The following is a 23,278-nucleotide window of genomic DNA, read 5'->3' on the forward strand; positions in this document are numbered from 1 at the left end:
TGTGCTGGGCCGCGTGAAGCCTCTCGACCCCCGCCTGCTGCGCTACGCGCGGGCCGCCCGGGGCTACCTCGCGCTCACGGTCGTGCTGGGCGTGCTCACGGGTGCGCTCGTCGTCGCCCAGGCGCTGCTGCTCGCGCACGCGCTGGGGTCGGCGGTCGCGCAGGGCGCGTCGCTCGCGGCCGTCGCGCCGCTGGTCGGCTGGCTCGCCGTGGTCGTGGTCGTGCGCGCGGTCGTCGCGGGCCTGCAGGAGCGCTACGCGCACCGTGCCGCGACCCGGGCCGTCGCGGAGCTGCGCGAGCGGGTCGTGGCGCACGCCGCCGCGGTCGGGCCGCGCCGCGCCGCGCCGGCGGACGGGGCGAGCCTCGTGACCCTCGCCACGCGCGGGCTGGACGCCCTCGAGCCGTACTTCGTGCGGTACCTGCCGCAGCTGGTCCTCGCGGCCACGCTGACGCCCGCGACGCTGCTCGTGGTCCTCGGCCTCGACTGGGTCTCGGCCGCGATCATCGCCGGCACCCTGCCCCTGGTGCCGGTGTTCATGTGGCTCGTCGGCGTCATGACGCAGGGCCGCTCCGAGCGCGGCCTCGCGACGATGCAGCGCCTCGGCGCCCAGGTGCTCGACCTGCTCGCCGGCCTGGCGACGCTGCGGGCGTTCGGCCGCGAGCGCGGACCCGTCGCGCGCGTGCGGGACCTGGGCACCGCGCACCGCCGCGCGACGATGGGCACGCTGCGCATCGCGTTCCTCTCCGGCATGGTGCTCGAGCTGCTCACCACCCTGTCGGTCGCGCTCGTCGCGGTGGGGATCGGCCTGCGGCTCGTGTACGGGCACCTCGACCTGGTGACGGGGCTCGCGGTGCTGGTCCTGGCCCCCGAGGTGTTCAACCCGCTGCGGCAGGTCGGCGCGCAGTTCCACGCGTCGACCGACGGCGTCGCGGCCGCGCAGCGCGCGTTCGCGGTGCTCGAGGTGCCCGTGCCTGCCCCCGGCACGAGGCCCGCGCCCGACCTGGCCGGCGGGGCGGTGCGCGCCCGCGGCGTGGCCGTGCGCAGCCGGGCCGGCTGGGCACCGGCGCCGCTCGACCTCGACCTCCTGCCCGGCCGGGTGGTCGCGCTCGTCGGCCCGTCGGGGGCCGGCAAGTCCTCGGCGGTCGAGGTCCTGCTCGGACTGCTCCCGCCCGACGCGGGCACCGTGTCGCTCGTCGACGCCGACGGCACCGCGACACCCCTGGCGGACGTCGACCTGCACGACTACTGGCGTCAGGTCACGTGGCTGCCGCAGCGGCCCCTGCTCGAGCCCGGCACCGTGCACGAGGTCCTGGGCTCCCCCGCCCCCGCCGACCGGGCCCGCGCCGCCGCCCTGACGGGCCTCGACGACGTGGTCGCCACGCTGCCCGACGGCTGGGACACGCCGCTCGGCGGCGGCGGGTCCGGGCTCAGCGTCGGCCAGCGGCAGCGTCTCGCGCTCACGCGTGCGCTGCTGCACCCGCGTCCCGTCGTCGTGCTCGACGAACCGACCGCCCACCTCGACGCGGCCGGTGAGCAGGTCGTCCTGGCCACGCTCGACGCGCTGCGCGCGTCCGGCAGCGCGGTGCTCCTCGTCGCGCACCGCGCGACGCTCACCGCGTCGGCGGACGTCGTCGTCGCCGTGACGTCCACCGCCGACGCCGCGGACCCGGTGGCCCGGCAGGTGACCACGTGAGCGTCCGGCAGGCCGACCCCGTGACGAGCGGCCGAGCGGCGCGGGGCACGCTGCGGCGCGCCGTGCGCCTCCTGGACGTCGACCCCCGGCGCTTCGCGCTGGCCGTCGTCCTCGGCACGCTGGCGCTGGGCTGCGCGGTCGCGCTCGCCGCGGTGTCGGCCTGGCTCATCGCCCGGGCGTCGCAGATGCCGCCGGTGCTCCAGCTGTCCGTCGCGACCGTCGCGGTCCGGGCGTTCGGCATCGGACGCGGGCTGCTGCGCTACCTGGAGCGCCTGGTGTCCCACGACGTGGCGCTGCGCGGCATGGCCACGCTCCGCACGACCCTGTACGCCCGGCTGGCCGCCGGGAGCCCGCAGGCCCTGCTCGCCGTGCGGCGCGGTGACCTCCTCGCGCGCGTCGGGACCGACGTCGACGCGGTCGGGGACGTCGTCGTCCGGGGCCTGCTGCCCGCCGCGGTCGCCGCCACGCTCGGCGTGGGCACGAGCGTCGCGATGGCGCTGTTCTGGCCGCCGGCCGGCGCGGCGCTCGCCGCGTGCCTGCTGGCCGCCGGCGTCCTCGCCCCCTGGCTGGCGGCGCGCGGCGCCCGCACCGCCGAGGCACGCGGTGCGGCCGCGCGGGGCCGGATGAGCGCGACGTCCCTGGGCGTGCTCGACGACGCCGGACCGCTGGCGGTGTCCGGGCGCCTGCCCGGTGAGCTCGACGCGCTGCGCGCCGCGGACGCCGACCTCGCCCGGGCGACCGACGCCGGTGCCGGCCCTGCGGCGCTCGCCACCCTCATCGGGCAGCTCGCCGTCGGGGTCGCCGTCCTCGCGGCGCTCGTCACCGGGGTGCCCGCCGTCGGCGCCGGTCTCCTGGCCCCCGTCGAGCTCGCGGTGGTGGTCCTCACGCCCCTGGCGGCGTTCGAGGCCACCGCGCTGCTGCCCGCGGCCGCGGTGCAGGTGCAGCGGTCACGGGCCGCCGCCGCCCGCGTCCTCGCCCTCCTCGACGCGGCCGCGGAGCCGGGCGTCGGCGACGCAGCCGGACCGGGACGCACGGCGGCTGCCCGGCAGACGCCGGCCACGGCGGCCGGCACCGTCGGGTCGCCCGCGCTCGTCGCCGACGGGCTCGTCTGCGGCTGGCCGGGGCGACCACCCGCCGTGCGCGGCGTCGACCTGGTCCTCGCCCCCGGCACCCGCCTCGCCGTCGCGGGGCCCAGCGGCGAGGGCAAGACGACCCTGCTGCTGACCCTCGCGGGCCTGCTGCCCCCGGTCGCGGGCTCCCTGACGCTCGACGGGACCCCGCTGACCGCCCTCCCCCGCGACGAGGTCGTGCGCGACGTCGTGGTGACCGGAGAGGACGCCCACGTCTTCGGCACGACCGTCCTGGAGAACCTGCGGGTGGCACGCGGTGACGTGACGCCCGACGAGGCGGCCGACGCCCTGCGGCGTGCCGGCCTGGGGCCGTGGCTGGCCGGGCTGCCCGACGGGCTCGAGACCCTCGTGGGGTCGGACGCCCGGACGGTGTCCGGCGGCGAGCGACGCCGCCTGCTGCTGGCGCGCGCGCTCCTCGCCGACGCGCCCCTCCTGCTGGTCGACGAGCCGGCCGAGCACCTGGACGCCGCCACGGCCGACGCCGTCCTCGACGAGCTGTGGCACGCGCCCGCCACGCGTGGCGGCACCGCCCGGGGCGTCGTCGTCGTGAGCCACCGCCTCGCCCCCCTCGCGGCGGCCGACGAGGTGCTGTGGCTCGCGGGTGGGCAGGTCGCGGCGCGCGGCACGCACGCCCGGCTGGCGGCGCACGTCCCGGGCTACCGTGAGGCCGTGCGAGCCGAGATGCGGGAGACGTCGTGAACGAGCACCGGGGCGAGATGCGTGAGGTCCAGGGGCGGGCGCCGGCGTCCGGCGCGCCGTTCGAGCGCGGTGTGCTCACCGAGGACGCACCGGCCCCCGCACCCCTGACGGGCGATGCCCTGACGGACCTGCTGGGGGCGATGCTGGCCGTCGCCGGCCACCTCGAGCTCCCCGCCGTCCTCGACCGGTTCGTGCAGGTCAGCGCCGAGCTCACGCACGCCCGGTACGGAGCCATCAACGTGCTCGACCCTGCGGGGGCGTCCACGACGTTCGTGTACACGGGCGTCCCGACGGCCGTGGCGCGCATGATGCGCCACCCCCCGCACGCCCAGGGCGTCCTCGGCAAGATCCCGATCGACGGGGTGCTGCGCCTCGACGACCTGACGCAGCACCCCGCGTTCCAGGGCTGGCCGGCGCACCACCCGTCGATGGGCTCCTTCCTCGGCGCGTCGGTCAAGGTCGGCGAGCACGTCTACGGGCAGCTCTACCTGTCGGAGAAGGACGGCGGCGGGCCGTTCACGCGGACCGACGAGAACATGGTGATCGCCCTCGCCGCCGCCGCGGGCGTCGCGATCGCCAACGCCCAGCTGTACGCCGAGGCCGAACGCCGCGAGCACTGGCTGCGCGCCGGTCAGGACATCACGACCATGCTGCTCGAGGGCGTCGACGAGGAGTCCGCGCTCGAGCACGTGGCCCGCACGGCTCGGGAGGTCGCGGACGCCGACACGGCCGCCCTCGCCCTGCCGGGCATGGGCGGTGAGCTGTTCATCGAGCTGGCCGACGGCCACCAGGCCGACGTCCTGACGGGCCTGGTCATGCCGCGCGGCGGCCGCGCGTGGACCGTCCTGGAGGAGGGGCACGGGCTGCTGACCCCGTCCCTGTCGGCGTCGCGCACCGTGAAGCTCGACGAGATGCGCGCCTTCGGACCCGCGATGTTCGCGCCCCTGCACTCGTCGGGGCGGGGCGTGGGCGTGCTGGTGCTGCTGCGGCGCATCGGACGCACCCCGTTCGACGAGAGCGACCTGGCCACGGCGGAGTCGTTCGCGGCCCAGGCGGCGCTCGCGTACGTCCTGGCCGAGGCCCGTCACGCGCAGGACGTCGCGGCCCTGCTCGACGAGCGCGAGCGGATCGCCCGCGACCTGCACGACCTGGCCATCCAGCAGCTGTTCGCGACGGGCATGCAGCTCGAGACCGTGCGGCGTCGCGCGGCACGGGGCGTCGACGCGCACGAGCTGACCAGCATCGTCGAGGAGGCCCTCGACAACGTCGACTCCTCCGTGCGCCAGATCCGTCAGATCGTCTACGCGCTGCGCGACCCGGACGCCGCGACGGGACTCGTCGAGCGGCTGCGGCGCGAGGCGTCCCTGGCCCGCACGGGGCTGGGGTTCGCCCCGTCGCTCGTGATGTTCCTCGACGGCGAGGGCCTGACGCCCGGCGACGGCGAGGAGGAGGACCGCATCGACGAGCGGCTGGAGCAGCAGCTGACGGACGACGTCGTCGCGGTGGTCCGCGAGGGTCTCGCGAACGCGGCACGGCACGCCCAGGCGTCGTCGGTGACCGTGCGTGTCATGGTCCGTGGGGCCGGCCCGACCGGCTCGGTCGAGGTCGAGGTCGAGGACGACGGGGTCGGCCTCCCGGTCGAGCGCGAGCGCAGCTCGGGCACCGGCAACCTCGCGTCCCGCGCGCGCCAGCACGGCGGCACGTTCAGCGTCGGTGCGTCGCCCAGCGGCACGGGGACGCTGCTGAGCTGGCAGGCGCCGCTCGGTTGAGAGCGGCGCCCGCGCGCGGGCTCAGTGCCCGGGCTCGGCCCGCCAGCCGGAGTTCTTGCGCGACGCCACCCACGCGGCCACCTGCGTGCGCCGCTGCAGGCCCATCTTGGCCAGCAGCGAGGTGATGTGGTTCTTGACGGTCTTCTCCGCGACCCCGAGACGCTCGGCGATCTCGCGGTTCGACATGCCCTCGCCGATGAGGTCGAGGACGCGCAGCTCGCTCGGCGTCAAGGACTCCGTGGGGTCCTCGTGCCCGGCCCGGCGGCGGGCGACGGTCCGGTCGTCGAGCAGCGTGCGCCCGGCGGCGACCGCGCGGATGACGTCGGTGATCTCGGCGCCGCGCACGCTCTTGAGCAGGTAGGCGGCCGCACCCGCGTCGAGGGCGGCGGCCAGCGCGTCGTCGTCGTCGAACGACGTCAGGACGATGGCCCGCGCCTGCGGCAGCGTCTCACGCACCGCCTTGATGAGGTCGATCCCCGTGCCGTCGGGCAGCTGCAGGTCGACCAGCATCACCTGCGGCCGGACCAGCGTCGCGCGCCGGACCCCGTCGGCGACGGACCCCGCCTCGGCGACGACGGTCATGCCGTCGGTGCGCTCGACGACCTCGGCGATGCCGCGGCGGACGACCTCGTGGTCGTCGACGATCATGACGGAGATGGGCCCGGACCGCTCACCCGCGGGGGGAGGCGGAGTCGACTGGCTCGTGGCAGACACAATGGCATCGTATCGACCCGTGACCACGATCCTGATCCCCCGTGACGTCGACGGCGCGCCGTCCCTCCCCTCCGGCGTCGTCGCCGTCCCCTACGACGTCACCGCACCGCCCCCGCCGCAGGCCGCCGAGGCCGACGCGCTGGTCGTGTGGGGCAACCCGCCCGACCGCCTCGCCGAGCTCGCAGCGGCCGCGCCACGCCTGCGCTGGGTGCAGACCCTCGCCGCCGGGCCGGACGCCGTGCTCGCGGCCGGGTTCGCGGACGACGTGGTGGTGACGAACGGTCGTGGTCTGCACGACGCGACCGTGGCCGAGCACGTCCTGGCCCTCACGCTCGCGTGCGTGCGCCGCGTCCCGGACCTCGTGCGCGCGCAGGCCGAGCACCGGTGGGCGCACGAGCTGGGCGGCCTGCAGCCCTTGCACCCGGCGGGTGCCGTGCGCACCCTCATCGGTGCGCAGGTCACGGTGTGGGGCTTCGGCTCGATCGCCGCACGGCTCGCCCCCCTGCTCGTCGGCCTCGGCGCCCGGGTGACGGGCGTCGCCACGTCGGCCGGTGAGCGCCACGGGTTCCCCGTCGTCACGCCCGCCGACCTGCCGGACGTCCTGCCGCGCACGGACGTGCTGATCGGCCTGCTGCCCGCGCTGGACGCGACCCGCCACGCCATCGGCGCGCACGTCCTGGACCTCCTGCCCTCCCGCGCCTGGGTGGTCAACGCGGGCCGCGGGTCGACGCTCGACGAGGACGCGCTGCTCGCGGCCCTGCGCGCCGGCGGCGTCGCGGGGGCCGCTCTCGACGTGTTCGCGACCGAGCCGCTCCCGGCCGACTCACCGCTGTGGAGCGAGCCGGGCGTGCTCGTCAGCCCGCACGCCGCGGGTGGCCGTCCGGTCGGGTGGACCGACCTGGTGGCGGACAACGTCGACCGGTTCCTGGCCGGTCGCACCCTGCGCAACGTCGTCGACCGGTGACGTCCCGTCGTCCCGCCCGTCACTGACGCGGGCGGGGCGGCCGCGGGCGCGGCTGGCACCGCGGGCACGTGAACGACGAGCGGTTCGCGAACGCGTCGCGTCGCACGGGCGTGCCGCAGCGCGGGCACGGGCGGCCCTCCTGGCCGTACACGGCGAGCGACCGGTCGAAGTACCCGGAGGCGCCGTTGACGTTCACGTACAGCGCGTCGAAGCTCGTCCCGCCCTGCACCAGCGCCTCGGCCATGACCTCGGCGGCGGCCGCGAGGACCCGGACGGCGTCGGCGCGGCGCAGCACCGCGGTGGGACGCGCACCGTGCAGGCGCGCCCGCCACAGCGCCTCGTCGGCGTAGATGTTGCCGATGCCCGACACGAGCGTCTGGTCGAGCAGGGCGCGCTTGAGCTCCGTGCGGCGGGCGCGCAGGGCGTCCACGACGGCGTCCCGGTCGAGCGCGGGGTCGAGCAGGTCACGGGCGATGTGCGCGACCGGGGCGGGCACGACGGCCCGGGACGATCCCAGCCCGCCGGGCGCGCCGTCGTCGGTGGCGACGAGATCCGGCACCGACAGGTGCCCGAACGTGCGCTGGTCGACGAAGTCGAGCGCCGAGCCGTCGTCGAGCTCCAGGCGCACGCGCAGGTGGGGGTGCTCGACCCAGCCCTCCGGGCCCGTCGCGACGACAGGGCCGCCGGGCGTCGCGCCACCGTCCGCCGGCGCGGCACCTCGCACGAGCAGCTGCCCGCTCATCCCGAGGTGCGCCAGCAGCGCGTCGTCACCCCGGCCGGGGCCCTCGTCGAGCAGGAGCCACAGGAACTTGCCGCGGCGGACCGCCGCGTCCAGCCGTCGCCCGGTGAGACGAGCGGCGAAGTCGGTCGGTCCGGCGTCGTGCCGGCGCACCGAGTAGTCGCGCCGGACGCGGACCGCCGTGACGGTGCGGCCGAGCACGTGGCGTGCCAGACCGTCGCGGACGGTCTCGACCTCGGGCAGCTCGGGCACGCGTCAGCGCGCGTCGGCCGTGGGAGGTGCCGCCCCGCCCTCCACCGCGACCGGCTCGGGAGCGGACGCGGTGTCCTGCGCGGCGTCCCGCAGCGCGCTGAGGGCTGCCCAGGCGGCCGATGCCGCCTGCTGCTCGGCGATCTTCTTGGCCGATCCCGTGCCGCTGCCGCGGACCTCGCCGGCGACGACGGCGTGCGCCGTGAACGTGCGGGCGTGGTCGGGGCCCTCGCCCGTGACCTCGTAGGAGGGCGCGCCCAGGCCGAGCGCCGCGGACAGCTCCTGCAGCGACGTCTTCCAGTCGAGGCCGGCGCCGAGGTCGGCGGCCGCGGCAAGCGTGGGGCTCACGAGCCGGAAGACGAGCTCGCGTGCCGGCTCCAGGCCGTGCGACAGGTAGACCGCACCGAAGATCGCCTCGAGGGTGTCGGACAGGATCGAGTCCTTGTCGGTGCCGCCCGTCGCGAGCTCACCCTTGCCGAGCAGCACGTAGCTGCCGAGGTCGAGCGTGCGCGCGACCTGCGCGAGGGCACGCTGCGAGACCGTCGCGGCGCGCATCTTGGCGAGGTCGCCCTCGGCGTGCGTGGGGTGCGTCCGGTAGAGGTGCTCGGTGACGACGAGCCCCAGCACGGTGTCGCCCAGGAACTCCAGGCGCTCGTTGGTGGGGATGCCGCCGGCCTCGTGGGCGAACGACCTGTGGGTCAGCGCCAGCACGAGAAGCTCGGGGTCCAGGTGGACCCCGAGCTTCTCGAGGAGCGACTGCGCTGCCGTGCTCACGCGACGTCGGTGTCGACGGGTGTGCCGGTCATCGGGGCCGCGAAGGTCAGACGGCCTCGTGCTCGCTGCGCACGGCCTCGACGTAGCGACGGCCGTTGTACGCACCGCACGACGGGCACGCGATGTGCGGCCGCGTCTGCGACTTGCACTGGGGGCAGGTGGTGAGCGTCGTGGCAGTGGTCTTCCACTGCGACCGACGCGCACGGGTGTTGCTGCGCGACATCTTGCGCTTCGGAACCGCCACGGTCAGCTCTCTCTCTTCTCGTCGTCAGTACCCGCCAGGCTGCCGAGGGCAGCCCACCGGGGGTCGATCGTCTCGTGCGTGTGGTCCGGGTCGTCCGCGAGACGCTCCCCGCACTCCGAGCACAGTCCCGGGCAGTCCGGCCGGCACAGGGGCCGGAAGGGCAGCACGGGCACGATCGCGTCCCGCAGCGCGGGCTCGAGGTCGACCAGGTCGCCCTCCAGCTCGCGCACGTCCTCGTCGTCGTCACCGCTCTGCGCCGCGGCCTCGGCACGCTCGGGGTAGACGTACAGCTCCTGCAGGGGGGCGTCGACATCCTCGACGACCCGCTCCAGGCACCGCACGCACTCCCCGACGGCCTCGCCGCGGATCGAGCCGGTGACCAGGACCCCCTCCATGACCGCCTCGAGCCGGACGTCCAGCTCGAGGTCGTTCCCGGGGGGGATGCCGATCATGCCGCTGCCGAGATCGTCCGGTGCCGCGACCGTCCGCTGCACCGTCCGCATCGACCCCGGACGCCGACCGAGCTCATGGGTCTCGAGCACGAACGGCGAGTGGGGATCGAGGTGGGATGGGCGCACGGTCCGGTCCCCTCGTTCCAGGTGGGTGCCGCACGCGGGCGTGCGGCACGGTCTTGCGGCATGGATGACTCGGCCCACGCCACGAACGGCAGGACCGACCGTCAACTCTACGGCACGGCGGGCCCCTGCCCAAACCGCCACCGCGACGCCCGACGGGGCGCGGTGGCGGCACGGCGCTAGGACTCGCCCGGCGCGAGCCTGCCCGCGAGCTTGGCGCGTCCGGCCTGCACCTGCGAGAGCACCTTGCCGAGGTCGATCTCGAAGTCCGCCAGGCGCCGGTCGCAGTAGTCGTCGGCGTCGCGGCGCAGCGCGTGCGCCGTCTCCTGGGCCTCGGCGACGATCTGGGCCGCCCGCTCCTGCGCGGCCGTCACGACGCTCTCCTGCTCGACCAGCTCCGCCGCGCGCGCCCGCGCCCGCGCGAGGACGGCGTCGGCCTCCGCCTGCGCGGCCGACCGGGCCGCGTCGGCGTCCGCCAGGACCTCGTCCGCGCGGTGCAGCTGGTCGGGCAGCGCCGCACGCACCTGGTCGACGAGCTCCAGGAGCTCGGCGCGGTTCACCAGCACCGACGACGACATGGGCATCGCCCGCGCCTGGCCCACCGCCTCCTCGATCGCGTCGAGCACCCCGGCGACCCCCTCGGTGCGCTCCTCGGCGTCGTCCACGTCCTGCGTCATCGTGCGTCCCCTCCCTCGTCGCCGGCAGCGGGCGTCAGCGCGTGCCGCACTGCCGCCGCGACCGTCGGCGTCACCATGTCCTCGATCCGTCCACCGTGCCGGGCCACGTCCTTGACCAGCGACGACGCGACGTGCGCGAGGCCCGGGTCACCGAGGACGAAGACCGTCTCGACACCTGACAGGTGCCTGTTCATCAGCGCCATCGCGAGCTCGGCGTCCAGGTCGGCCCCGCTGCGCAGCCCTTTGACCACGGCGCGCGCGCCCAGGTCGCGCACGAGGTCGACGAGCAGCCCGTCCGTCGCCACGACCCGCACGCCGTCCACCCCTCGCAGCGCGTCGGCGGCGAGGCGCACCCGCTCGGTCGGCGACAGCAGCGAGCGCTTGGACGAGTTGTGGGCGACGGCGACGACGACCTCGTCGAACATGCTCCGGGCGCGCCGCACCACGTCGACGTGGCCGAGCGTGATCGGGTCGAACGACCCCGGGCAGACCGCGATGCTCACGGACGCCAACCTACGTCACGGACCCGCGACGCTCGCGGCGGCGACCCGCTAGCGTGCGGCGATGGCGACGATCCGCGCGGCGGGACCGGCCGACGTCGCGCACCTGCGGACCGTGTGCGCGCTGGCCTACCGCGACAACCCGCTGATGCGGTGGGTGCTGCCCGACGCCGCGACGCGCGACGACGCGTGCGCCGCCTGGCTCGGTCCGGCGCTCGAGCGGTACCTGGCGGCGGGCCGCGTCGACGTCCTGACGGCGGCGGACGACGTCGTCGCGGTGGCCGCCTGGCGCGTGCCCGGCCTCGACCCCGCCGGCACCGCGGCCGCGGCCACGCTGCCGCAGCCGGCGGGCGTGCTGCGCGCGCTCGTGGGGCGGGCACGCGCCGCCGAGGTGCTGGCGGCGCTGGCAGGCTCCGCCGGGCTCGCCCCCGCGGTGCCGGGCCCGTACCTCAACTACCTCGCGGTGCACCCCGACCGGCAGGGGCGGGGTCACGGGGGCGAGCTGCTGCGCCACGGGCTCGACGCCCTCGCCGGCGCGGCCGGCACGCCGTGGCTGGGGACGACCGACGCGCGCAACGTGCCGTTCTACGAGCGGCACGGCTTCGTCGTCGCGGGCTCCTACGACCTCGCCCCGCACGGTCCGGCGCTCGCGGTGCTGCACCGGCCGTGACGGCGCGGTTGCGACCCGCGCGCGGTGCGGCGAGCCTGACCGGATGACCGGCCCCGCGCGCGACCACGACGTCGTCGTCCTCGGTGCGACCGGGTTCGCCGGCGCGCTCGTCGCGGAGCACCTCGCGCGGCACGCCCCGGCGGACGCCCGGATCGCCCTCGCGGGCCGCTCCCGCGAGCGGCTGGAACGGGTGCGTGCGGGCCTCCCCCCACGTGCCGCGGACTGGCCGGTGCTCCTGGCCGACACCGGGGACGCCGCGTCCCTGCGGGCGCTGGCGCGGTCCGCGCGGGTCGTGGTCAGCACCGTCGGCCCGTACCTGCGCCACGGCCTGGGCGTCGTCGAGGCGTGCGCCCGCGCCGGGACGCACTACGCCGACCTGACCGGCGAGGTGCCGTTCGTCCGGCGGGCGGCCGACGCGTTCGACGAGGTCGCGCGCGCGACCGGCGCACGCCTGGTGCACGCGTGCGGGTACGACGCCGTCCCCTCCGACCTGGCCGTCCTGGTGCTGCACCGGCGGGTGGCCGCCGACGACGCGGGGACGCTCGGGCACGTGCGCCTCGTCGCGTCGGCCCGCGGGGGCGTCAGCGGGGGGACGGCCGCGACGGTGCGCGGGCTGGCCGAGCTCGCCGGTCGCGACCCGTCCGTGCGACGCCTGCTGGCCGACCCCTACGCCCTGAGCCCCGCCCGGGCCGCCGAGCCGGTGACGCCCCAGCCCTCGGACACCCCGGTCCCGGGCCGCACCCAGGACGGCGGGTGGGTCGCGCCGTCGCCGATGGCGTCGTTCGACACGCGCGTCGTCCGCCGCTCCAACGCGCTGCAGGGCTGGGCCTACGGGCGCGGACTGCGCTACGAGGAGGTCGCGGCCACCGGCCCCGGGCTGCGCGGGGCGCTCACCGCGGCCGCCGTGGCCGCCGGCCTGCCCCTCGCGCTCGCGGCCCTCGCGCTCCCGCCGACCCGCGCGCTCCTCGACCGCGCCCTGCCGGCACCGGGCACGGGACCGGACGAGCACACGCGCCGCACCGGCTGGTTCCACATGGACGTCCACGCCGTCACGACCACCGGCCGGCGGTACCGGTCCGTCGCCGCGGGTCCCGGTGACCCCGGCTACAGCGCGACGGCCGTGATGCTGGGCGAGGCGGCGCTGGCCCTCGCCCTCGACGCCGACCGGCTCCCGGCCCGCGCCGGCTCGCTCACCCCCGCGACGGCCCTCGGGGACGTGCTCGTCGAGAGGCTGCGTGCGGCCGGGCACACCTACGAGGCCTCCCCGTCAGCACCCGCTCCCGCGCATCAGTCCACGGGTCGCTCGGCGAACCACACCCGCGTCTCGCCGTAACGGCGGTCGTCGACGGCCACGAGCGGTGCCGGCCAGGTGGGCGCCGCCGCGCGCGACGAGCGCTCCACGACCACGACGCCACCGGCGGCCGTGCAGCGCGCCGCACCCGCGATCGCACCCGCCAGCTCGTCGTCGGCGAGGTCGTACGGCGGGTCCAGCAGCACCAGGTCGAACGCGTCGGTGGCAGCGGGAACGACCCGGGCCAGGTAGCGGTCGACCCGGTCGGCCACCACGTCGACGCGGTCGGACAGCCCGAGAGCGCGCGCGTTGCGGCGGCACACCTCGACGGCGCCCCGCGCCGCGTCGACGAGGACGACGTGGACCGCGCCGCGGCTCGCCGCCTCGAGGCCCAGCGCGCCGGACCCGGCGTACAGGTCGAGGACGCGCGCGCCGTCGACCGCGTCCAGGTGCTCGAGGCGGGAGAACAGCGCCTCCCGGACCCGCTCGCTCGTGGGCCGCGTCCCGGACGGGGGCACGCTGAGCCTGCGTCCCCCCGCGCTGCCGGCCACGATGCGCGTCACGACGACGCACCCTTGCGCTGGTCCTGCTCCTCGAGCATGCGCTCCATCCAGCCCTTCTCGGCGGTCGACGACGCGATCATCACGGCGACCACCGACAGGAGCAGCTGCGACGTGACCATGATCGTCGAGACCGTGGTCAGCCCGATCGCGATCCACAGCGGCAGCAGGCACAGCGCGACCAGGTCGGGGCCCCGCGCGATCACCTGCAGCACCCCCGTCGGCAGGGCACCGGCGGGCGTCGCGATGAGCGGCTTGTCCCACCGCGGGGCCGGGCGGTAGGCGGCACGGACCGCGGCGGCCGCCCACACGGGTGCGGACACCACGGCCAGCACCAGCCAGTCCGGCGTCGCACCGGCCCAGCGTCCGACGGCGGCGAACGCGACGAGCGACCACACGAGCATGACGACGCCGGGCACGACCATGCGCAGCCGGCGCACGGTGCGGTCACCGAGCGGCAGCAGGCGGTCGAGGATCGGCGCCATCTCGGCCCAGCGCGCACCCTCCGCGCTCGCGCTCGACGCCATCCACCCACCCAGGAGCACCGCGACGAGCACGCCGACCGGGCTCGCCAGCTGCGGCACCACGGTCGCGAGCAGCGGCAGGCCGGCGGCGACGACGAGCTGCACGAGGTGGCGCAGCGACCGCCGCAGCACGACGAGGTCGGCGGTGACCAGCGCCGTCGCGGGCCCACGTGCCGTGCGCAGCCGCGAGACGCGGCGCCGCGTGGCCGCGACGGCCCCGCCCGACAGGGCCCGGCCCAGCTCCCGGGAGTCGAGCGACACGACCGCGCCGACCGCCTGGGCGGCGACGGACCCGCCCTCGCGCAGCGTGCGACCCGGCAGGTCGCCCAGGCGCCGGTCGAGCTGCACCGCCAGCACGGCGGCGAGCACCGCCGCCGCGAGCACGACGGGCCAGGCCGGGGACGGCAGCGTCGCGGGCGTCCGCCCGGCGAGGACGACCACGCCGGCGAGCACGGGCGCCGCGACCAGCACGGCGTCACCCGCGAGCGCGATCCTCCGCCGCGTGGCACCGAGGGACTGGGCCAACGCGGCGATGAGCACGACTCCGGCAGCGGTGACCGCGCCGAGCAGCCCCGCACGCACGAGGTCGGCGCCACCACGGCCCAGGAGTCCCGCCTCGAGGACGACGACGACGGCCCCTCCCGCGAGCGCGGCCACCAGCGGGAGCCGCGCGGCGGCGGGCCGCAGCAGCCCTCGGCGGTCGACGGGCAGCGGCAGCCACCACGCGGACTGCGCGCCCTCCGTCCCGACGGGACCGAGGCTGCCGGCGGTCGACAGCAGCGCGCCGGCGGCCGCCAGCAGGAGGAACGCGCCCAGCATCGGCAGGCTCAGCCCGCCCGGTTCCTGCACCGGGGGCGCCGGGGGCAACGAGTCCCGCAGCTGCTGCACCACGCCCAGGACGATCAGCACCGAGATCGCGATGCTGGTGACGACGCTGTAGAGGTCGGTGAGCAGCGACCCGATGCTCGCGCCCGCCCGCGCCCGCGCGGCCTGCGCGGTGAACCGCCGGATCGACCTCGCCGACGGCACCTCGCCGAGGTCGAAGCCACCCACGCGCGGGTCGTCGTCCACGGGCGAGGCGTCGCCGCCGGGCGCGTCGAGGTCGGTCACAGCGCGACCCGGGCGATGCGGTCGGCCGCCTCGGCGGGCGAGAGCACGCGGGAGGCGTCGTCGGACACGTGCACGGCCTGCGTGCACACCGCGGTGACCAGGTCCGGGTCGTGCGTCGCGATGAGCACGGCGCCGCCCGCCTCGCGCTCGGCGCGCAACCGGTCCGCCAGGCGGGCGCGCATGCGCTGGTCGAGCCGCTGCTCGGGCTCGTCGAGCACGAGCAGCGAGCGCGGACGGGCGAACCCCGCGGCGAGCAGGAGGCGCCGCCGCTGGCCGGACGACAGCGACACGGGCGTGGCACGCGCGTGGTCGGCGAGCCCGAACTCCTCGAGCAGCGTCACGACCTCGTCCTGGGCGCCCAGGACACCGTGCCCGCGGGCCGTGAGGTACAGGTGCTCGGACACCGTCAGCGCCGGGAAGTACGCGTCGTCGTCGAGGACCGAGGAGACCTCCCGGCGGAACGTCACGTCGCGCTCGTCGACGGGCCGCCCCAGCACCTCCACGGACCCGGCCAGGGGGTCCAGGAGTCCGAGGACGGTCTTGAGGACCGTCGACTTGCCGGAGCCGTTGGCCCCCACGAGCGCGACCGCCCGGCCCGCCCCGAGGGTGAACGAGACGGGTGCGCACACCGACGTCCGCCCGTAGCCGACCTTCAGATCACGCGCACGCACCACGGGAGCCATGCGGTCAGGGTAGTCAGCGCGGCGCACGGCACCGGACGCCTCGGGCCCCGGGGTCACGCCCGGTCGAGGAACTCCTCGCGCTCGCCGGCCAGCGACGCCTGAATCGCCGCCTGCAGCGCGGGCCACGCACCGAGGTCCTCGTCCTGGTCGACGAGCGCGCGGGCGTCCGTGCGGGCGCGGGCGATGACGTCGGCGTCCCGCGTCACGCGCAGCAGGCGCAACGAGCTCCCCCGCCCGTGCTGGGCCGCACCCAGGACGTCGCCCTCCTGCCGCAGCTCGAGGTCGAGCGCCGCGAGCTCGAAGCCGTCGGTCGTGGCGGCCAGCGTCTCCAGGCGCGTGTGCGCGTCCGTCCCGGGCTGCGCCGAGCTCACCAGCAGGCACAGCCCCGGCCGCGACCCGCGTCCCACGCGGCCGCGCAGCTGGTGCAGCTGGGACAGGCCGAACCGGTCGGCGTCGAGGACCACCATGACGGTCGCGTCGGGCACGTCCACGCCGACCTCGACGACCGTGGTCGACACGAGCACCGGCGCGTCGCCGGAGGCGAACGCCGCGAACGCCCGGTCCTTCTCCTCGGGGGACAGCCGGCCGTGCAGCACACCGATGCCGATGCCCGCGAGGTCGGGCCGGGCACGCAGCTCGTCGGCCACGTCGAGCACGGCCCGCAGCGGCCGGCGTGCGCCGGTGTCCGGTGCGCCGACCGTCGGTCCGGCGTCGACCACCAGGTCCGACCCGTCCTCGTCCGCCGGGTCGCCCGCGGTCGCGTCGCCGTCGATGCGCGGGCACACGACGTACGCCCGTCCCCCACCGGCGACCTCCTCGCGCACGCGCTGCCAGGTCCGGTCGGTCCAACGGGGGTTGTCGGCGGGCACCGTGTGCGTCGTGATGCCCTGCCTGCCCGCGGGGACCTCGCTCAGGACCGACGTCTCCAGGTCCCCGAAGACGGTCATCGCGACCGTCCGCGGGATGGGCGTCGCGGTCATGACGAGCGTGTGCGGGGTCCGGCCGGCCTTGGCCCGCAGGGCGTCGCGCTGCTCGACGCCGAACCGGTGCTGCTCGTCGACGACCACCAGGCCCAGCTCGGCGAACTGCACGTCCTGCGAGAGCAGCGCGTGCGTCCCCACGACGATCCCGGCAGCTCCGCTCGCGGCGTCGAGCATCGCCGCTCGCCGCGCCGCGGTGGGCAGCGACCCGGTCAGCAGCGCGACCCGCGTCGCGTCGCCCGCGCCGCCGAGGAACCCGCCCTCGGCGAGGTCGCCCAGCAGACCGCGCAGCGTGCGCGCGTGCTGGGCGGCCAGGACCTCGGTCGGCGCGAGCAGCGCGGCCTGGCCGCCGGCGTCGACGACCTGCAGCATGGCCCGCAGCGCGACGACGGTCTTGCCCGAGCCCACCTCGCCCTGCAGCAGCCGCTGCATGGGCCTCGGCGCCGCGAGCTCGCCGGAGATCTGCTCGCCGACCGTGCGCTGGCCGGCCGTGAGCGTGAACGGCAGGCGGGCGTCGAACGCGTCGAGCAGCCCTCCGTCACGCCGTGGCCGGGCGACGGCCTCCTCGCGCGCCACGCGGGCGCGGCGCCGCGCGAGCTCCGCCTGCAGGACGAGCGCCTCCTCGTACCGCAGGCGCGCGCGGCCCCGCTGCCAGTCCGCCTCGTCCTGCGGGACGTGCACGAGGCGCAGCGCCTCCACCAGCGTCGGCAGCGCGTCGCGCTCCCGCAGGGCGGCCGGCACGGGGTCGGGGACGTCCTGCTCGCGCAGCGGGTCGAGGACGGTGCGGACCGCCTGCGCGACCTTCCACGACTCGAACCCCGCGACCGCCGGGTACACGGGGATCGGCCGACCCGCCTCGACGAGGGCCTCGTCCTCCTCCTGCGCGTCGTCGTCCGCACCGAACAGCCGGCACTCGGGGTGCATGAGCTGCAGCGTGTCCCGGTACACCGAGACCTCGCCCGTGAACAGCCCGCGCCGGCCGGGGCGCAGCTGGCCCTGGCGCCACTCGAGCTTCTTGACGTGCGACGCGAAGAACGTGAGCTCGATGCGGCTGCGCCCGTCCGTGATGGTCGACTGCAGGAGCCCGCGACCCTGCGCCGTGGGCCGCAACGACGTGCGCACGACCTCGGCGACGACGGTCACGTGCTCCCCCACCCGCAGGCTCGCCATGTCGGTCAGCGTGCCCGGCTCGGCGTACCGGCGCGGGTAGTGCCGCAGCAGGTCGCCCGACGTCTCGAGGCCGAGCTTGGCCAGCGCCTTGGCGGTGCGGGCGTTGAGGCGCGTCAGGGGGACGGCCAGCGGGTCGGCGGCGAGCACGTCAGTCCACCCCGACCCACCAGGCGGCGCCGGCCGCGGGGCCGGCGACGACGACCTCGACCTGCGGCAGCGCGTCGGCCAGCGCGTCGGCGACGGCGCGGGCCGCGTCCGCACCGACGTCGTGCCCGTGCACGAGGGTCACGCCCTGCGCCGCCGGTACCTGCGGCAGCAGACCGGCGACGACCTCCGGGACGGCGTCGGCCGGCACCGGACCCGCGGAGCGCAGGCGCCGCAGCGCCTGCCGCGCGGCGTCGGGCGCGAGGCCGGGGTCGGCCACGAGGGCGAGGCAGGCGACGACCGCGGGACCGTCGCCGGTCGTCACGAGCACGTCGTCGGCTCCGCCGTCCCGGGCGCCGGCGGTCCCGACGCCCGCGTCGACGACGACCGCGCGACCCGCGCGGGTGTCGAGCGCCGCGCGCGCGACCTCGTGGGGGCCGGGGTCGGGGCCGACGAGCGTCACCGCACCACAGGTGGCGTACCAGGCGGCGAGGCCCGGCGACGTCGTCAGGACCACGAGCCCGCGCTCGGCCGGCGCCGGCTCGTCGACCCGCCGCACCACGACCTGCGCACGCGCGTCCGCCGGCACGAGCCCGACGGCCGCCGCGGGGTCGTCGCAGTGCACGTGGGCGTGCCTCACGCCGCCGGCGTCGACGACCGCGACCGCGTCGCCGACCTCCTGCAGCGCCGACGCCAGGGCACCCGCCCCGGGCCAGCCCGGACGCACGAGCATCATCACCTCGAACGCGCCCCCGGCCGCGGGCGCGCAGCCGGCGACGACGTCCGGGCCCGCCTGCGGCAGCCAGCTCAGGTCGACGTCCGCGCCGTCCAGCTGCCGCCCGCCCGTGCGCAGGGTGTGGGCGAGGGCGTCCACCACCACGAGGAGCGCGCACGCGCCCGCGTCGACGACACGGGCCGCGCGCAGCACGTCGTGGCCCGCGCTGAGCCGGCCGAGGTCGGCGCGGGCGGCGTCCGCCGCTGCGGCCAGGACGTCGCCGGCCGAGCCGGCGGCCGCGGTGCCGGCGGCGCGCCGGGCGTGGCCCGCGATCTCGTGGGCCACCGTCAGGACCGTGCCCTCCTGCGGGTCGGGCACCGCGCCGCGCGCGGTCACGGACGCCCGGTCGAGGGCACCGACCAGCGCCTGCGTGCCGATGCCGTCGGAGCCCGCGGCGAGCCCGGCGGCGAAGCCCACCAGCCACTGGCTCAGGATGATCCCGGAGCTGCCCCGGGCCGCGCGCGCGGCCCCGTCCGCGAAGGCCGCGGCGACCGCCGCGGCGTCGGCCTCGGGGCCCGCGGCGGCCACGGCGTCCGCGCCCCCCGCGACGGTCAGCGCGACGTTGGAGCCGGTGTCGGCGTCGGGCACCGGGAACACGTTGACGGCGTCGATGCGCTCACGGGCCGCGCCGCACGCGGTCGTCGCGGCCACCGCCCACGCGCGCACCACGACACCACCGAGCACGTCCTGCCCCGACACGACCCCCACCGGCCCCTCCTCACGTCCGCTCGCCCGAGGTCACGTCCCACGCCCGCCGGGCGTCGGGCGCACCGGCGCCCCACTGTGCCGCACCGCGCCCACATTTGGGTGCCACCCCGGCGATGGGCTAGTCTTGCCCGGTTGCCCGGGCCCCTGTCCGGGTACCCCCACAGACTTCCGACGCATCGTCGTGCGGTCCTGGCCCACGGGCCCGGTCCACGCAGGGCGGGCGCGGGACGAGCACGACACCGGGTCGCCGTCGGCCCGCGACAGGACAGAACCAGGAGAAGACCGTGGCTGCCAACTGCGACGTCTGCGCCAAGCGCCCGAGCTTCGGGCACAGCATCTCGCACTCGCACGTGCGCACGAAGCGGCGCTGGAACCCGAACATCCAGCGCGTGCGCGTCGTGGTCGCCGGGACGCCCAAGCGCCTCAACGTGTGCACGTCGTGCCTCAAGGCCGGGAAGGTGCAGCGCGCCGTCTGAGCGCGACGCACCCGAAGGACCGACACGCCGCAAGGCCCGCGAGCTCAGCTCGCGGGCCTTCGTGCTGCCCCCCGCCTGTGGCAGGGTGGGCGCCATGGTCGAGCACATCGACGAGGTCACCATCCGCCCCGCGACCACGGACGACGCGGCGGCGATCGCCGCCGTGCACATCCGTTCGTGGCAGGAGGCGTACGCCGGCATCGTCCCGGACGACTACCTGCGCTCCCTCGATCCCGCGCAGCGCGCCGAACGGTGGGCGCAGAGGCTCGCGCAGGGCCCCGCCGACCACGTGCGCACGCTCGTCGCCGAGTCGGGCGGCCGGATGCTCGGGTTCGCGTCCTTCGGGCCGAGCCGGGACGAGGACGCGCGGCGCCGCGAGCGGGAGATCTACTCGATCTACCTCGACCCGGGGACGTGGGGGCACGGCGTCGCCCGCGACCTGATGCGCACGGTGCTGGCCGAGACCGGCGAGCACACGCCGATGTCGCTGTGGGTGCTCGCCGACAACGCCCGCGCCCGCCACTTCTACCGTCGCCACGGGTTCGCCCCGGACGGCGTCGAGCGTCTGGAGTCCGTCGGCGGCGCCGACCTGCTCGAGGTGCGGTACCGCCGGGGCTGAGCGGTCCCACCGGCACGCTGCGTGCCGGTGGGGTCACGCGCCGAAGTGGTCCCATCCCGTCGAGGCGGCCTGCGGCGGCCGACCGCCGACGAGCACGGGGTCGAGCGACCGCCCCGTCACCGACCCGATGGGTCGGAACGCGGGCGGCAGCGGCGCGTCCGGCGGGAAGGTCGCGAGCAGTCCGTGGTCCTCTCCCCCGGCGAGCAGCCAGTCCGACGCCCGGGCGCCCACGGCGTCCGCCGCGCCCGCCAGGCGGGCGCCGTCCTCGGGGAACGCGTCGGCGGGGTCGTCGAGCTCGAGCGTGACGCCGCTGGCGCGTGCGAGCCGCCGGGCGTCGCGCAGGAGCCCGTCGGACACGTCGAGCATCGCCGTCGCACCGGCACGCGCGGCGGCCGGTCCGGCGGCGAGGTCGGGCTCGGGCACCCGGTACGCGGCCACCAGCTCGGGGTCGACGTCGGCCTGACCGGCGGTCAGCAGCGCGAGCCCGGCCGCCGACCAGCCCCTGCGGCCCGCGTGCGCCACGACGTCACCCGCGCGGGCCCCCGCGCGGGTGACGGCCGGCCGTCCCTCGAGGTCGCCGAGCGCGGTGACCGACACGACGACCACCGGACCCCCGGACAGGTCCCCGCCCACGACGCCGACGTCCAGCGGCCGGCACGCCGCGCCGAGCCCTCGGGCCAGCCCTTCGACCCAGTCGACCGGCGTGGTCCCCGGCACGACGAGCCCCACGACCAGCGCCACCGGTCGCGCGCCCATCGCGGCGACGTCCGCGAGGTTCTGCATCGCTGCCCGGCGTCCCACGTCCTCACCGGTGGACCACGCGCGGCGGAAGTGCACGTCCTCGACGAGCACGTCGCACGTGACGACGTACCGGCCGTCGGGAGCGACCACGACCGCCGCGTCGTCCCCGGGGGGCACGAGCGTGCGCGACCCCACGGGCAGGTGGGGGAAGATCCGGTCGAGCAGGTCCTGCTCGGCGAGGTCGGCGACGAGCGGGCTGTCGGGCGGCACGCGACCACGGTAGACGGTCCGGTCGCGCGCAGCGGCCACCCGGCACCGGCCGGCGGCCCGCGGTCAGGTGCCGGCGTCACGGGCGCACCGCGGTGCCGGGTAGCGTGGCGGGGTGCACCACCGCCCCACCGTCCTGACCGCCGCAGCGACGGTCACGCTCCTCGGGGTGTCGGCGTGCTCGTCGACCGTGCCCGTCACGGTCGCCCCGCACGCGACCGACCCCGTGTGCGCGTCCGTCGTGCTGTCCCTGCCCGCGTCGCTCGGCGACGGCCTGACGCGCGTCGACACCGACGCCCAGGCCACGGCCGCCTGGGGCGAGCCGCGCGAGGCCGTCGTGCTGCGCTGCGGCGTCGAGCCGCCGGGCCCCACGACGGACCGCTGCGAGTCCGTCACCACGCCGGGCGGACCGACCGTGGACTGGGTGGTCGTCGAGGACGACGGCGACTGGACGTTCACCACGTACGGTCGCGTGCCCGCGGTCGAGCTCCGCGTCCCGGCGGCCGTCGCCGCCGAGCGCTCGACGTCGTTCGTGGACCTGCTGGGCCCGGCCGTGGCGAGGACCGCGCAGGAGCGCAGCTGCCTGTGACGTCGGGCGCGTCCGGCGGACCGCGGCGGCTCAGCGCAGGCCGGTGGGCCGCTCCAGCGCGAGGCCGACGAGCTCGTCGACGAGCGTCGCGTAGTCCACGCCCGTGACCTCCCACATCCGCGGGTACATCGAGTAGGGCGTGAAGCCGGGCATCGTGTTGATCTCGTTCACGACGACCTGGTCGTCGTGCGTCACGAACACGTCGACCCGCGCGAGCCCTTCGCACCCGACGGCCTCGAACGCACGCACCGCGGCGTCCTGCACCCGCGCGACCGTGTCGGGCGCCAGCTGCGCCGGGCACGCGAGCGTCACGCCGGCCTCGTCGAGGTACTTGGCCTCGAAGTCGTAGAACGCGTGGCGCGTGTCCGTGACGACGATCTCGCCCGGCAGCGACGCCCGCGCCGGGGCACCGGCGCGGCCGCCGAGCACGCCGCACTCGATCTCACGGCCCACGATCGCCGCCTCGACGATGACCTTCGGGTCGTGCGCACGCGCGACCTCGATGGCGGCCGGCAGCTCCGCGGGGTCGTCCACCCGGGAGATGCCGAGGCTCGACCCCGCGCGCGCCGGCTTGACGAACAGCGGCAGGCCGAGCTCGGTGACGATCGCGTCGACCGTCGCCGCGTCGACCGCGCGGCCCGCCGGCAGCACGCGGTACGGCCCGACGGCGAGGCCGGACCCGGCGAGCACGAGCTTCATCATGTGCTTGTCCATGCCGACCGCCGACGCGAGGACACCGGAGCCCACGTAGCGCACGTCGGCCAGCTCCAGGAGGCCCTGCAGGGTCCCGTCCTCCCCGAAGGGCCCGTGCAGCAGCGGGAAGACCACGTCGACGGCGCCGAGCGGCGTCCCGAGCCGACCGTCGTGCAGGACCTGGACCTCGCGGTCCCCCGTGCCCTGCGGGAGCAGGACGCGGGTCCGCGTGTCCTCGACCTCGGGCAGGTGGCCGTCGCGGATGGCCCAGCGGTCGGGGTCGTCGTCCGCGAGCACCCACTGCCCCGTGCGCGTGATGCCCACGGCGACCACGTCGAAGCGGTCGCGGTCGATGGCGCGCAGCACGCCGCCGGCCGTCGCGCAGCTGATCGCGTGCTCGCCGGAGCGGCCGCCGAACAGCACCATGACACGGGGACGACGGTCCCCGGTCTCGCCGTCGGTGCGCCCGTCGGCGTCGGGCAGGGGGATCTTCGTGGCGTCCATCGCGCACCGACCCTACCCTCCTGCGCGGGCCCCGGGGCCGCGCCCGC

General features: G+C 76.9%; 23 protein-coding genes. 9 read left to right on the top strand and 14 right to left on the bottom strand.

Going from position 1 to position 23,278, the window contains the following annotated elements:
* Nucleotides 1-13 precede the first annotated feature (13 nt).
* From cydD to NP075_RS11950, 3 genes are read left to right on the top strand one after another with little or no spacing between them, the layout of a single operon-like run.
* Nucleotides 14-1,693 (top strand): thiol reductant ABC exporter subunit CydD, encoded by a 1,680-nt coding sequence (cydD, locus tag NP075_RS11940; protein ID WP_227565391.1) that lies wholly within the window; start codon nt 14-16, stop codon nt 1,691-1,693.
* On the top strand, nt 1,690-3,522 hold the full coding sequence (gene cydC, locus NP075_RS11945) for a thiol reductant ABC exporter subunit CydC (protein WP_227565392.1): 1,833 nt from the start codon (nt 1,690-1,692) through the stop codon (nt 3,520-3,522). The genes cydD and cydC overlap by 4 nt, the downstream gene beginning before the upstream one ends.
* Complete coding sequence (locus NP075_RS11950) at nt 3,519-5,291, top strand: sensor histidine kinase (protein WP_308054148.1); 1,773 nt, start codon at nt 3,519-3,521, stop codon at nt 5,289-5,291. The genes cydC and NP075_RS11950 overlap by 4 nt, the downstream gene beginning before the upstream one ends.
* A 21-nt stretch (nt 5,292-5,312) precedes the next feature.
* Here NP075_RS11950 and NP075_RS11955 read toward each other — a convergent pair whose 3' ends face one another.
* Nucleotides 5,313-5,939 (bottom strand): response regulator, encoded by a 627-nt coding sequence (locus NP075_RS11955; RefSeq protein WP_227565489.1) that lies wholly within the window; start codon nt 5,937-5,939, stop codon nt 5,313-5,315.
* 67 nt (nt 5,940-6,006) lie between these two features.
* Between NP075_RS11955 and NP075_RS11960 the strand changes: the two genes are divergently transcribed.
* Entirely contained in the window at nt 6,007-6,969 is a 963-nt protein-coding gene (locus NP075_RS11960) for an NAD(P)-dependent oxidoreductase (RefSeq protein ID WP_372456733.1), read from the top strand.
* Between the two features lie 19 nt (nt 6,970-6,988).
* On the opposite strand, the gene mutM is transcribed toward NP075_RS11960, so the two are convergent.
* From mutM to coaD, 6 genes are all read right to left on the bottom strand, one after another.
* Complete coding sequence (gene mutM, locus NP075_RS11965) at nt 6,989-7,960, bottom strand: bifunctional DNA-formamidopyrimidine glycosylase/DNA-(apurinic or apyrimidinic site) lyase (protein WP_227565394.1); 972 nt, start codon at nt 7,958-7,960, stop codon at nt 6,989-6,991.
* 3 nt (nt 7,961-7,963) lie between these two features.
* Nucleotides 7,964-8,731 (bottom strand): ribonuclease III, encoded by a 768-nt coding sequence (gene rnc / locus NP075_RS11970; RefSeq protein ID WP_256791032.1) that lies wholly within the window; start codon nt 8,729-8,731, stop codon nt 7,964-7,966.
* Between the two features lie 46 nt (nt 8,732-8,777).
* Nucleotides 8,778-8,975, bottom strand: coding sequence for a 50S ribosomal protein L32 (rpmF, locus tag NP075_RS11975; RefSeq protein ID WP_089799764.1), 198 nt, complete (start codon nt 8,973-8,975; stop codon nt 8,778-8,780).
* A 2-nt stretch (nt 8,976-8,977) separates the two neighbouring features.
* Entirely contained in the window at nt 8,978-9,517 is a 540-nt protein-coding gene (locus NP075_RS11980) for a YceD family protein (protein WP_227565396.1), read from the bottom strand.
* 212 nt (nt 9,518-9,729) lie between these two features.
* On the bottom strand, nt 9,730-10,227 hold the full coding sequence (locus NP075_RS11985; protein WP_227565397.1) for a hypothetical protein: 498 nt from the start codon (nt 10,225-10,227) through the stop codon (nt 9,730-9,732).
* Entirely contained in the window at nt 10,224-10,730 is a 507-nt protein-coding gene (gene coaD, locus NP075_RS11990) for a pantetheine-phosphate adenylyltransferase (RefSeq protein ID WP_227565398.1), read from the bottom strand. The genes NP075_RS11985 and coaD overlap by 4 nt, the downstream gene beginning before the upstream one ends.
* Before the next feature lie 61 nt (nt 10,731-10,791).
* Here coaD and NP075_RS11995 point away from each other — a divergent pair, with 61 nt between their 5' ends.
* Both NP075_RS11995 and NP075_RS12000 read left to right on the top strand, forming a co-directional pair.
* Nucleotides 10,792-11,397, top strand: a complete 606-nt coding sequence (locus NP075_RS11995) for a GNAT family N-acetyltransferase (protein ID WP_227565399.1) — start codon at nt 10,792-10,794, stop codon at nt 11,395-11,397.
* 43 nt (nt 11,398-11,440) lie between these two features.
* The gene (locus NP075_RS12000) at nt 11,441-12,730 is read left to right on the top strand and encodes a saccharopine dehydrogenase family protein (protein ID WP_227565400.1); all 1,290 of its coding nucleotides are present in this window, start codon (nt 11,441-11,443) and stop codon (nt 12,728-12,730) included.
* Here NP075_RS12000 and rsmD read toward each other — a convergent pair.
* Genes rsmD through NP075_RS12025 form a run of 5 tightly spaced genes read right to left on the bottom strand, consistent with a single transcriptional unit; the run spans nt 12,685 to nt 19,342 of the window.
* Entirely contained in the window at nt 12,685-13,251 is a 567-nt protein-coding gene (rsmD, locus tag NP075_RS12005) for a 16S rRNA (guanine(966)-N(2))-methyltransferase RsmD (protein WP_227565401.1), read from the bottom strand. The two genes, NP075_RS12000 and rsmD, sit on opposite strands and share 46 nt — an antisense overlap.
* Nucleotides 13,248-14,882: a DUF6297 family protein gene (locus NP075_RS12010; protein WP_227565402.1), complete on the bottom strand. Its 1,635-nt coding sequence runs from the start codon at nt 14,880-14,882 to the stop codon at nt 13,248-13,250. Before NP075_RS12010 ends, rsmD begins: the two co-directional genes overlap by 4 nt.
* The gene (locus tag NP075_RS12015) at nt 14,879-15,565 is read right to left on the bottom strand and encodes an ABC transporter ATP-binding protein (protein ID WP_227565403.1); all 687 of its coding nucleotides are present in this window, start codon (nt 15,563-15,565) and stop codon (nt 14,879-14,881) included. Before NP075_RS12015 ends, NP075_RS12010 begins: the two co-directional genes overlap by 4 nt.
* 53 nt (nt 15,566-15,618) lie before the next feature.
* Nucleotides 15,619-17,862 (bottom strand): ATP-dependent DNA helicase RecG, encoded by a 2,244-nt coding sequence (locus NP075_RS12020; RefSeq protein WP_227565404.1) that lies wholly within the window; start codon nt 17,860-17,862, stop codon nt 15,619-15,621.
* A 1-nt stretch (nt 17,863) separates the two neighbouring features.
* Nucleotides 17,864-19,342: a DAK2 domain-containing protein gene (locus NP075_RS12025; protein ID WP_227565405.1), complete on the bottom strand. Its 1,479-nt coding sequence runs from the start codon at nt 19,340-19,342 to the stop codon at nt 17,864-17,866.
* A 284-nt stretch (nt 19,343-19,626) separates the two neighbouring features.
* Here NP075_RS12025 and rpmB point away from each other — a divergent pair, with 284 nt between their 5' ends.
* Nucleotides 19,627-19,818, top strand: a complete 192-nt coding sequence (gene rpmB / locus NP075_RS12030; protein WP_046528726.1) for a 50S ribosomal protein L28 — start codon at nt 19,627-19,629, stop codon at nt 19,816-19,818.
* A 94-nt stretch (nt 19,819-19,912) separates the two neighbouring features.
* A complete protein-coding gene (locus NP075_RS12035; protein ID WP_227565406.1) occupies nt 19,913-20,437 on the top strand; it encodes a GNAT family N-acetyltransferase in 525 nt (174 codons plus the stop codon).
* Between the two features lie 33 nt (nt 20,438-20,470).
* Here NP075_RS12035 and NP075_RS12040 read toward each other — a convergent pair whose 3' ends face one another.
* The gene (locus NP075_RS12040) at nt 20,471-21,448 is read right to left on the bottom strand and encodes a thiamine-phosphate kinase (RefSeq protein ID WP_227565407.1); all 978 of its coding nucleotides are present in this window, start codon (nt 21,446-21,448) and stop codon (nt 20,471-20,473) included.
* Between the two features lie 112 nt (nt 21,449-21,560).
* Between NP075_RS12040 and NP075_RS12045 the strand changes: the two genes are divergently transcribed.
* On the top strand, nt 21,561-22,034 hold the full coding sequence (locus tag NP075_RS12045) for a DUF3515 domain-containing protein (protein ID WP_227565408.1): 474 nt from the start codon (nt 21,561-21,563) through the stop codon (nt 22,032-22,034).
* Nucleotides 22,035-22,064: 30 nt separating this feature from the next.
* Here the strand turns inward: NP075_RS12045 and NP075_RS12050 are convergent, their stop codons facing one another.
* A complete protein-coding gene (locus tag NP075_RS12050; RefSeq protein ID WP_227565409.1) occupies nt 22,065-23,231 on the bottom strand; it encodes a D-alanine--D-alanine ligase family protein in 1,167 nt (388 codons plus the stop codon).
* Between the last annotated feature and the right edge of the window lie 47 nt (nt 23,232-23,278).

Origin of the sequence: Cellulomonas wangsupingiae, assembly GCF_024508275.1 — a bacterium.
Classification (GTDB): Bacteria; Actinomycetota; Actinomycetes; order Actinomycetales; family Cellulomonadaceae; genus Cellulomonas; species Cellulomonas wangsupingiae.

Coding starts and splice junctions, on each gene's coding strand:
- NP075_RS11955 (WP_227565489.1), bottom strand. CDS start 5,939: ATGATCGTCGACGACCACGAGGTCGTCCGCCGCGGCATCGCCGAGGTC.
- NP075_RS11960 (WP_372456733.1), top strand. CDS start 6,007: ATGGCATCGTATCGACCCGTGACCACGATCCTGATCCCCCGTGACGTC.
- NP075_RS11985 (WP_227565397.1), bottom strand. CDS start 10,227: ATGACGCAGGACGTGGACGACGCCGAGGAGCGCACCGAGGGGGTCGCC.
- NP075_RS11995 (WP_227565399.1), top strand. CDS start 10,792: ATGGCGACGATCCGCGCGGCGGGACCGGCCGACGTCGCGCACCTGCGG.
- NP075_RS12000 (WP_227565400.1), top strand. CDS start 11,441: ATGACCGGCCCCGCGCGCGACCACGACGTCGTCGTCCTCGGTGCGACC.
- NP075_RS12015 (WP_227565403.1), bottom strand. CDS start 15,565: ATGGCTCCCGTGGTGCGTGCGCGTGATCTGAAGGTCGGCTACGGGCGG.
- NP075_RS12035 (WP_227565406.1), top strand. CDS start 19,913: ATGGTCGAGCACATCGACGAGGTCACCATCCGCCCCGCGACCACGGAC.
- NP075_RS12050 (WP_227565409.1), bottom strand. CDS start 23,231: ATGGACGCCACGAAGATCCCCCTGCCCGACGCCGACGGGCGCACCGAC.